Consider the following 10,114-nt stretch of genomic DNA (forward strand, 5'->3'; position numbering starts at 1 on the left):
ACGTTACGCGTACTACTTTAAGCTGCGATAAAAAAGTGTAGTCACTTTCTCTTTTGGCAACCAGCCTGCGTATTCAAGGCCAAGCTCTGCCAATGGATCGGCTTTTAGTACTTGCTCTAAGCTTGCGTCATTTTGCATTGCTTTTAGCATTAAATCTTTGGCTTTTTTAACAAGTTTAGCATACGTTTCCAGCCCTGAACGGTCACTTACCGGCCCATGCCCGGGTATCACTATGGTGCGCTCGTCTATTTGCTTAATAACGTCATTTACGGCTGCTAATATTCCGTCAACACTGCCGCCGCTATCTACATCAACAAACGGCAAGCTGCCAAAGTTAAAGTAAATATCGCCCATGTGCACTATGTTATCGTTATTAAAAAATATCACCGAATCACCGTCGGTATGTGCATAGGCGTAGTGCACTACATGGGCGTGTTCGTTATTAAAATGCAGTTTTAAATCGTGGCCAAAGCTAATGCGTGGCAGGTAATCTGAGTTTGCACCGTGTTTTTCTTCTAATCGCTTATGTACGTTGTCGTGCGCAATGACATGCGCACCGGCTTTGGCAAAGTTTTCGTTGCCGCCAGTGTGGTCGCCATGATGATGCGTATTAATTACAAACTCTGCACTACCGGGTTTTAAATCGCTAATGGTTTTTTTAATGTCGTTTGAAAGCTTAGCAAATTGGTCATCAATAATGTAAATGCCATCTTCCCCTACACTTGCGGCAATGTTACCGCCTTGGCCAAACAGTACATACACACTGTCGCTTAGTTTTTCTGCCGTTACCGGATTTTCATCTGCATGTGTTGCACTGCTAAGTAATAAGCCTGTTATTAATGCGGGTAGTATTTTTTTCATTTTAGTTCTCTGTTGATTTATTAATGATTATATAGAACGTGATTAACTGTAATTTAGTTCATCGTGCTGGCTCTATCACTATTTGATGTATTAGCGTTTGTGGTAGTAAAGGCGTGTGCTTACCTTCAATGTAGTCACTAAAGCCTGCACGATAAAACGCGGATAGCGGATGCCCCGACTGCCCACCGGGCACTGCCATAATGGCGTTTTCTAAATGCCCTGGTTGGGCAATAAAGCGCTGTGATGCACCAAAGCTTTTGCCCTGTACAGCCGGCATGTAGCTATCGCCAAAAGCTGGCGCTACAGGCATATTTAAAAGCTTAGCCAGTATGGGCATTTGTTTAGCAAACGGGTGCTCAATATTAAGCGCATTTACTTTACCCCACTGCCAATTTTGCAAGTTATCCCCATACTCAGCCCCAAGTGCTGTCACTGTTTGGCTAAATGCACCTAATAACTGCTCGTCCCAATTTTTATACTCAGGGTTTACCCATGAGCCCGGTCTATCCTTAATAAGCTGCCATATAGCTGGTTCTAGATCGCGTTTTACATATTTAAGCGTGGCGTCTTGCTCATTAAGTTTGTTCTCCATGCTTGCAAATACAGTATTAATTAATGTGCTGCGGTAGTGTTTAACTAAGGTATAACCTACCGAGCTTGCACATGCGCATTGCTGCCAGTTTTCAAGTGCACTTATGTACTGTGCGTTTTTGGCTTTGTCTTTTTTAAGCTGATTAAGTAGCAATGTGTGCCATGGCGTTAAAAAGCGGGCTTGGTTATCAAGCTGTAGCGCGTAAAAGTCGCTCTCAGCAAAGCTTTGTTTTTCAAATAACCTATCACGAATTTGGCTCGAGCGAGCGCCTAGCGCGTACCCGCCATTGCCAAAGCGTGCATTATCAGTGGCCGACACAACGCGCGAATTACCTGTCCATAATCGCCCATTTTGCGGGTTTTTAACATAAGGGCGCTGATGCTCATTTTGCTGCCAGTCGGGTGAGTATTCGTTTGCATTAACACTTAGCTCACTCGGTGTTTTACGCGCCGGTATAGCCCCAATATGTTGCCATGCAGCACTGCCTTGGCTATCTACCACCATTAAATTTTGTACCGGAATACCCACATCGCTTGCCACATCTAGCGCATCATCTACGCTAGTGGCTTGCTCTAGTTTGAGCAGGTCCATGTTTACAGCATAAAGTTGGTGTGCAGCCCAGCTAAGTGCATAAGGCTGTTTATTTATATATTTTACTGGGCCATATTCGCTTAACGTTAATGGGTAGTTTTCTACCTCATCATTTGGCAGCGCTATTGGCTCATTTACTTGCCATGTTTTACTGTCATCATTTAGCGCTATCCAATCAGCGGTATCTATGTAGCCGTTAGTAAAGCCCCAGGCAATTTTATTATTGGTACCCACCACAATAGCAGGGGCGCCGGGTAGCGATACGCCAGTTACCTGAGCTTGCTCGCCATTTTGTGTGTAATTAAGCTGCGCCCTGTACCAAATAACCGGCACCGCCATAGATAAATGCATATCATCAGAGAGCATGGCTGCTCCCGTTTGGGTATGCGCACCGGTTACTGCCCAGTTATTGCTGCCGCGCTCTTGGTTTGCCTGAATATTTTTAACCGTGTGCTGTGCTTGCTCTGGAAGTTGAGGAATGGTGCCTGTAAACGGGGCAAGTTTACTGCCATCAAGCGCCGCTTGGTATTGGCTAGGTTGTGTTAAAAAATCAACCATGTGTTGCCCGTATGCTTGCTCAATATGTATGAGAGCTTCATCTCGCTCAAAGGTGGCACTTTGCAAATCAAGGTACATGCTAAATATAACTAATAGGCTATCTTCACTTTGCCATGGTTTTTGCGCTCCGCCTGTAAGTAAATACTCAAAGCTTGCAAAGCCAACTTGTGCCAGCCCTTCGTTTACACCTTGGGCGTAGCTGTTTAATAGCTGTTTATCGCTTTCGGGTAAGGTGTTTAATATAGCGCGGCTGCGTTTTCGCAATTGATGAAAGCGCATTTTTTTATCAAGCCCAAGGGCCGCTTTACCAAATAACTCACTAAGCTCACCTGCGGCGTTACGTCTTAATAAGTCCATTTGAAAAAAACGGTCTTGCCCATGCGCATAGCCTAACCCGTATGCGGCGCTATTGCGGTTTTCGGCCTTTATAACCGCCTGCCCTAGTGCATCACGCGAAATAGTAACCGGCTTATTAATTGCTGTACTTTGGCCTTTACCATCAAGTGTGGGCATACTTAAACTTAATACGCCATACACAAGCGCTGTACCAGCTAACCCTAAAACCACAACGAGTAACACTAGCCATTTGATTACTTTAAACATTAATTTGTCCTTTGCACCATTTGTTGCACATATAATAACCATAGTTTTATTAAATAATAATGTTCTTACTCGCAAAGGGTGAAATAAACATCAAAATCCACGATAATAGCCATTCCACATTTTGTGCAGATCTAGTTGAGACTCATATGACTGAAAAAACATTTATCAAAGGTAAAGACCGCGACCTAGAATCGTCTATCTCTACCATGCAAAACAAGTTAAAAGCGCTAAACATCAATGTTGAAGAAGCACTTTGGCTTAACCCTGTAGCTAACTGTTATTCAGTTCATATAAAAGACAGCGACTGCGGTGTAATGTTTACCAATGGTAAAGGCGCAACCGATAAAGCATCTATCGCCTCTGCGTTAGGTGAATACTTTGAACGATTAAGCTGTAATTACTTTTTTGCCGACTTTTACTTAGGTGAAGAATTTGCAAACAGCGACTTTACTCATTATCCAAATGAGAAATGGTTTAAAGTTGAAGGCAATGAAGTGCCAGAAGGCATAATGGACGAAAGCCTTTGGGATTACTTTGACCCAGAGCGTGAGCTTAATGCCTCACACCTTTTTGACTTTAACTCAGGTAATAACGAGCGCGGCATTTGTACATTGCCATACACACGCCAACGCGATAACCAAGACGTATACATTCCGGTAAACGTAATTGGTAATATTTTTGTTTCTAACGGCATGAGCGCAGGTAACACTAAGTTTGAAGCACGTGTACAAGGGCTATCAGAAGTATTTGAGCGCGCCATTAAAAACCGTATTATCGCAGAAGGTATTTGTTTACCTATCGTCCCTGAAGAGGTTGTAAAGCAATACCCTAAAATTCACGAGGCGTGTGAAGAGCTACGCAGCCATGGTTTGCATTTACGTATTGCCGATGCATCACTTGGCGGTAAATACCCTGTAATGAGCGTAACGCTTATTAACCCTGTTGATGGCTCTGTGTTTGCCTCATTTGGTGCTCACCCATCATTTGAAGTTGCCCTTGAGCGTACCGTTACCGAGCTACTACAAGGTCGTCGCCTTGATCAACTTGATGTGTTCCAACCAGCTACTTTTGATAACGATGAAGTTGCAACGCCTGAAAACATTGAGCTGCACTTTATCGACTCAAGCGGTTTAATCTCGCATGACTTTTTCCGTGCCGGCGCCGACTTTGACTTTGTTCATTGGGACTTTAGCGGTACAACAGAGCAAGAATACAATTTCTGTACTGACTTAATTCACAGCATGGGCCACGACATTTACATTATGGATTACACACACTTAAACGTGTATGCATGTCGTATTTTAGTACCAGGTATGTCAGACATTTACCCAGTAGATGAACTAATTTGGCGTAACAACAACGAAGGCGCTAAATTCCGTGAAGCATTCCTATCGCTTGATCAGTACGATGCGCAGCAGTGGATGGACATTTACGACAGCCTAGAAGAAGCAGGCCACAGCGATATTATTCGTGCTGCTGAATTTATTGGCCTTGCCACCGATGCCGATACACCATGGCATACACTGCGTATTGGTGAGCTTAAAGCGCACTTATGTTTAGCCGCAGGCAACGAAGAAGCCATTGATTGGGTAGACTGGATACTACACACAGGCCAAGTAAACGAAGATGCAATGCGTCACTTCCGCTGTTTAAAAGCCATTCTTGAAATTAAATACGATGACGAGCGCGACTACGCCGACTACCAAGATGCACTGGGTTTAATGTTTGGCAGCGATAACGTAACGCTGGCTATTGAAATAGCAGAAGGCCGTAAATTATTTAATGGTTTAACCTTCCCAGGTTTATCGCTTGAAGGCTTTAAAAAGCATGCAGCACTACTTGATGGTTACCGTAAGTTACATGTCGCTAAGCAAAACCATTGGGCACGTGAAGTAACCGATGCTTAATAGTTAAACTACTAATTATAAAAATAAAACGGCGCTAATTTATCAGCGCCGTTTTTATTTATACAATAAATTAGCTATAGTTAAATTGCCTAAAATAACAGCATGACTTAGCCAATGCCGCCAAAAAATAACAACAAAAAAAACACTATTAGCAACTATAAGCTGACCTTTTGGTTATCGCTTACGCTAATAATATTAGTGAGCATTGTGTTAGATAGAATTAACTACAATCGCGCAAAAGACGCCCACCGCCTACAAATTTTATCTCAAGTAAGTACATACCGTGCACAACTAGAGGCCACCTTGGTATCAAACATTCAGCTTGTTCGTGGATTAGCGGTTGCTGTGTCAGCTGAACCTGAGTTACAACAAGCACGGTTTGAACAAATTGCCGCGCCTTTGTTTAAAACCTCCAGTGAGCTGCGCCATATTGGTGGTGCACCCGACATGATAATTCGTATGTCTTACCCACTAAAAGGTAACGAAAAAGCCATTGGCTTAAACTTTTTAGAAAACAAAAACCAACGCCTAGATGCCATTAGAGCCCGTGATACCAATACTATTGTTATGGCAGGACCACTTAAACTAGTGCAAGGCGACATTGCCCTTATTGCCAGAGTGCCTGTTTATATTCCGCCCGAAAACCGCTTTTGGGGGTTGTTATCGGTGGTGCTCGACATTGAAAAAGTATATAAAAACTCAGGCATAAAAGAGCTTGAAAAAAACTACAACATTGCTATTCAAGGGCGTCATGGTTTAGGCAAAAAAGGCGAGTTTTTTTATGGCAATAACAATATAACCACACAAGAGCCGCTTGATTTTACGCTTAATTTTCAAGGGGGAAGCTGGCAATTATACGTAGCCCCTAAAGAAGGTTGGAGCCCCGCACCTTCAACTATATGGCCGCTTAGAATCGCCATTATAATTATTTGCGGATTACTAATATGGGCGTTCTTATTCTTTTTAAAAATGCTAAACCGCCAGCAACAAAACGAAAAAATGCTGGAGGCAATGAGTGACCTTGCCCAAATTGGGGCGTGGTCATTTAATTTAGAAACCAAACAAGTGTATTGGTCAGATATGACCAAAAAAATATTTAAGTACCCGCTAAATAAAGAGCCTACCTGGCCTACAAACTTAAATTACTTTAAAGCCGGTGAAAGCAGAGAACGTATCACTCAGCTAGTTGAATCTGCAATTAAAGAAGGCAAAAGTTATGAAGCCGAACTTGAAGTAATTGACTCTGAAGGGCGCGAAATGTGGGTGCTTATTCATGGTGAAGCCGAGCGCAAAAACGAGCGCTGTGTAAGAATATTTGGCTCATTGCAAAATATTGATACCCGTAAGCGTATTGAGCTTGAAAACAGCAAAATTGCCCTACATAATGAAATTTTAGCGTCGCTTACAGCCAACGACCTTATTTTAAGTGGCCAATTAAGCCAATCTAAACAAGTTATTACTGAATCTATTTGCCATGCTTTAAACATTGAGCAAGCCAGTATTTGGTTTTTTAATAGCTCAAAAACCTCATTGAGCCCTATAGCAGCCCATAATATTGAAAACAGAATGGGTAATAATAATGCGGTATGGCTTAAAAAAGAGGCGCCAGATTTTTTTGAAGCCATAGAAAAACACGCTGTGTTTAGCACCAGTGATGCCCAAAATCACCCACTACTAAAACCCCTTAAAGCGCATTACTTTGCGCCGCTCAATATTAATGCCATGCTGTGCGCAATCATACCGGCGGGAAGTGGCTCCATTGGCATAGTATGCGCTGAGCAATGTGCTTCAATGCGCCCGTGGTCACGTAACGAAGAAAGCTTTTTAATTGCTGTAGCCGCCCTCGTGGGCAGCTTGCATTCAAGTCAGCAACGTATTGAAACAGAGCAACAGCTAGTCACCGCCAAAGAAGCTGCAGAGCAAGCAGTAATGGCTAAAAGTGAATTTTTAGCCAGTATGAGCCACGAAATAAGAACCCCCATGAACGGCGTACTGGGCATGCTAAATATTATCAAGCGCACTCAGCTCAACCAACAGCAAGAGCACCATATTGAGCTTGCACAATCTTCAGCTCAGTCGCTGTTAAATATAATTAACGACATTTTAGACTTTTCTAAAATTGAAGCAGGTAAACTTGATATAGAAAATGTGCAATTTAACTTACCTAAATTACTTGGTGAAGTTGTTGAGTCGTTTGCGCTTAAAGTGGAGCAAAATAATACCAATCTCATTTTAGATGCCACCCAAATTACTATCAGCGAAATAATTAGCGATCCGAATAGGTTGCGTCAAATTTTAAATAACCTGATTGGCAATGCCGTTAAGTTTACTATTGATGGGCAAATTCTGGTGACCACGCAGATAGATGAAACCACCGATGGCAGTTTTTTACATTGCTCTATTATTGATACCGGCATAGGAATAGACGCAGAAAAACAAAAAACTCTATTCGACTCATTCACTCAGGCCGATGCCTCAACCACCCGCCAGTTTGGCGGCACAGGCCTTGGCCTAGCTATTGTTAAGCAGCTTTGTGAACTAATGGATGGCGAAGTAAGCGTAACCAGCATGCTAAATGAAGGCAGCACTTTTTCGTTTTCTATAAAAATACAGCCCCGTTTAACTAAAGCGCAAGATTTACCCAGCCACTTAATTAATAACAAACATATTTTAATTATTGATGCCTGCACACTTAACGCCAATATTGCCGCCAAACAATTACGCGTATGGGGCGCACATGTTAATATTTTAAATGACTATAGCGGCATCATTAATTATTTTGATAACTGCGATACCCAACCAGACGCATTGCTAGTCGATTATCATTTTTTTGAGCAAGCTGCGCACCCACAAATAAATACATTAAAAAACCGAGTAACCACCAAGCAAAGCAAACTGGTTGTTATGGCACCGATGAGTTATTCGCAAGAGCATAACAACATTGGCATAAATATAGACTGCCTGATATTTAAACCGCTCACCCCGTCAGATTTATTTGATTCACTCACTAACGATAAATACATTGAGCAACAACAGCGCCAAGCACAACTTCAAAATGAGTTAACCGAAAAGCCCAAAGAAATATCAGCGCAGGCGCAAGTGCTTTTAGTAGAAGATAACAAAGTAAATCAGGTGGTGGCCTCAGCGCTGTTAAAACAAGTTGGGCTTACCTTTGATATTGCACAAAACGGCCAAGATGCACTAGATAAGCTAAACAGCAGCCAAGACAAAAAATACCAGTTAGTTTTAATGGACTGCCAAATGCCCGTGATGGATGGCTACCAAGCCACGCAAGCTATACGCGAAGGAAAAGCGGGCAAGCATAATAAACATATTACAATCATTGCGTTAACGGCAAACGCAATGCAGGGCGATAGAGAGAAGTGCCTCGATGCAGGAATGAACGATTATTTAACCAAACCTTTAGATTCCGCAGCACTAGAGCCTAAATTACAACAATGGCTTGGTACACAATAAAGGTGTAAGCTAAAAATACTGTTTACTAATAAAGAAAAGCCATGCATTTATCAGCAAATCAGCAGCGCGTTATTGGCTGCCTTTTAGAAAAACAAAACACTACACCCGAGCATTATCCACTGTCGTTGAACGCACTGACGAATGCGTGTAACCAAAAATCAAATCGAGACCCGGTTGTAAACTTGAGCGAAAGTGAGGTGCAACAAACACTTGATGAGCTTATAAGTCAGCGCCTTGTAACGCTAGACGAAGGGCTTTCGGGACGAGTTAATAAATACGATCACCGTTTTTGTAATACAGAATTTAGTAGCTTACAGTTAAGCACGCAGCAACGGGCAATTATATGTTTACTGCTGTTACGCGGCGCACAAACACCCGGTGAGCTAAGAACGCGCAGCGCTCGCCTAGCTGAATTTACAAACGTTAGCGAAGTAGAAACTGCCCTGAGCGCGTTAGCAAAAGATGACTACGTAACAAAGCTTGAGCGCGAGCCCGGCAAACGAGAAAGCCGCTACATGCACCTTTTTGCTGACCCAGCAATAGCGCCAAGCCCAGCGCCAGCTACAGAAGTCGCAGAAGTTAAAAACGATGAAATTAACGAGTTACTTGCAGAAATTGAGGAACTAAAAGCCGAGCTTAGCCGTATAAAAGCACATTTAGGACTTTAATTAATAACCACTAAACCAGATAATGTAAGCCTATTTAAAAACAACTTATTAAATAACGAGGAGCTGGCCATGCGCGCCGAAATTATGGCTGAAATGAAAGTTCAGCCAACTATTGATGTAAACGCCGAAATTACCCGTCGAGTTAACTTTATAAAAGCACGTTTAGTGGCAGCCCATAGTGTATCGCTAGTGCTTGGAATTAGCGGCGGTGTTGACTCATCGACCTGCGGGCGCTTGTGCCAATTAGCCGTAGATGAACTAAACGCAGAGCAAAACACTAATAAGTACCAATTTATTGCGGTTCGTTTGCCATACGGTGTACAAGCAGATGAAGACGAAGCGCAAATGGCCGTTGATTTTATCAAGCCAAGTAAACGCATGACCGTTAACGTAAAACCCGCTGCCGATGCATTACACGAGCAAGCTATGGCGGCAGTAGTAGGCAGTGGTGAAGAGCTACCAGAGCAAGCTAAAATTGACTTTGTAAAAGGTAATGTAAAAGCACGCCAACGCATGGTAGCGCAATACGAAATAGCTGGTTTTTGCCAAGGCCTCGTTGTGGGTACCGATCACAGCGCTGAAAACATTACTGGTTTTTACACCAAATTTGGTGATGGCGCATGCGATTTAGCCCCATTATTTGGCTTATCAAAACGTCAAGTTCGCGCACTTGCAACTGCCTTAGGTGCGCCTGAACTATTAGTAACAAAAGCCCCAACAGCTGATTTAGAAAGTGACCGCCCAGGCCTCACCGATGAAGAAGCATTAGGACTGAGCTATGACCAAATTGACGACTTTTTAGAAGGCAAGCCGGTGGCTGCAGAGGTTGAGCAAAAGCTAACTGATATTTATGTTCG

At 42.8% G+C, this 10,114-nt stretch carries 6 protein-coding genes; 4 read left to right on the forward strand and 2 right to left on the reverse strand.

Annotation, left to right across the window (positions count from 1 at the left end):
• Positions 1-12: 12 nt before the first annotated feature.
• Together B2R65_RS18245 and B2R65_RS18250 are read right to left on the reverse strand one after the other, a co-directional pair.
• Positions 13-861, reverse strand: a complete 849-nt coding sequence (locus B2R65_RS18245) for an MBL fold metallo-hydrolase (protein ID WP_286745026.1) — start codon at positions 859-861, stop codon at positions 13-15.
• Between the two features lie 58 nt (positions 862-919).
• Positions 920-3,205, reverse strand: a complete 2,286-nt coding sequence (locus B2R65_RS18250; protein ID WP_286745028.1) for a penicillin acylase family protein — start codon at positions 3,203-3,205, stop codon at positions 920-922.
• Positions 3,206-3,351: 146 nt separating this feature from the next.
• Between B2R65_RS18250 and ycaO the strand changes: the two genes are divergently transcribed.
• The 4 genes from ycaO to nadE form a co-directional block, all read left to right on the forward strand.
• Entirely contained in the window at positions 3,352-5,112 is a 1,761-nt protein-coding gene (ycaO, locus tag B2R65_RS18255; RefSeq protein WP_286745031.1) for a 30S ribosomal protein S12 methylthiotransferase accessory factor YcaO, read from the forward strand.
• A gap of 114 nt (positions 5,113-5,226) precedes the next feature.
• The gene (locus tag B2R65_RS18260; protein WP_286745034.1) at positions 5,227-8,589 is read left to right on the forward strand and encodes an ATP-binding protein; all 3,363 of its coding nucleotides are present in this window, start codon (positions 5,227-5,229) and stop codon (positions 8,587-8,589) included.
• A gap of 41 nt (positions 8,590-8,630) precedes the next feature.
• Positions 8,631-9,257 (forward strand): YceH family protein, encoded by a 627-nt coding sequence (locus B2R65_RS18265; protein WP_286745036.1) that lies wholly within the window; start codon positions 8,631-8,633, stop codon positions 9,255-9,257.
• A 69-nt stretch (positions 9,258-9,326) separates the two neighbouring features.
• A partial coding sequence (nadE, locus tag B2R65_RS18270; RefSeq protein ID WP_286745038.1) for an ammonia-dependent NAD(+) synthetase occupies positions 9,327-10,114 on the forward strand: 788 nt, incomplete at its 3' end.

The organism is Pseudoalteromonas sp. UBA2102 (assembly GCF_002331165.1).
In the GTDB taxonomy this organism is placed as follows: domain Bacteria; phylum Pseudomonadota; class Gammaproteobacteria; order Enterobacterales; family Alteromonadaceae; genus Pseudoalteromonas; species Pseudoalteromonas atlantica.

Coding starts and splice junctions, on each gene's coding strand:
- B2R65_RS18245 (WP_286745026.1), bottom strand. CDS start 861: ATGAAAAAAATACTACCCGCATTAATAACAGGCTTATTACTTAGCAGT.
- B2R65_RS18260 (WP_286745034.1), top strand. CDS start 5,227: ATGCCGCCAAAAAATAACAACAAAAAAAACACTATTAGCAACTATAAG.
- B2R65_RS18265 (WP_286745036.1), top strand. CDS start 8,631: ATGCATTTATCAGCAAATCAGCAGCGCGTTATTGGCTGCCTTTTAGAA.
- ycaO (WP_286745031.1), top strand. CDS start 3,352: ATGACTGAAAAAACATTTATCAAAGGTAAAGACCGCGACCTAGAATCG.
- B2R65_RS18250 (WP_286745028.1), bottom strand. CDS start 3,205: ATGTTTAAAGTAATCAAATGGCTAGTGTTACTCGTTGTGGTTTTAGGG.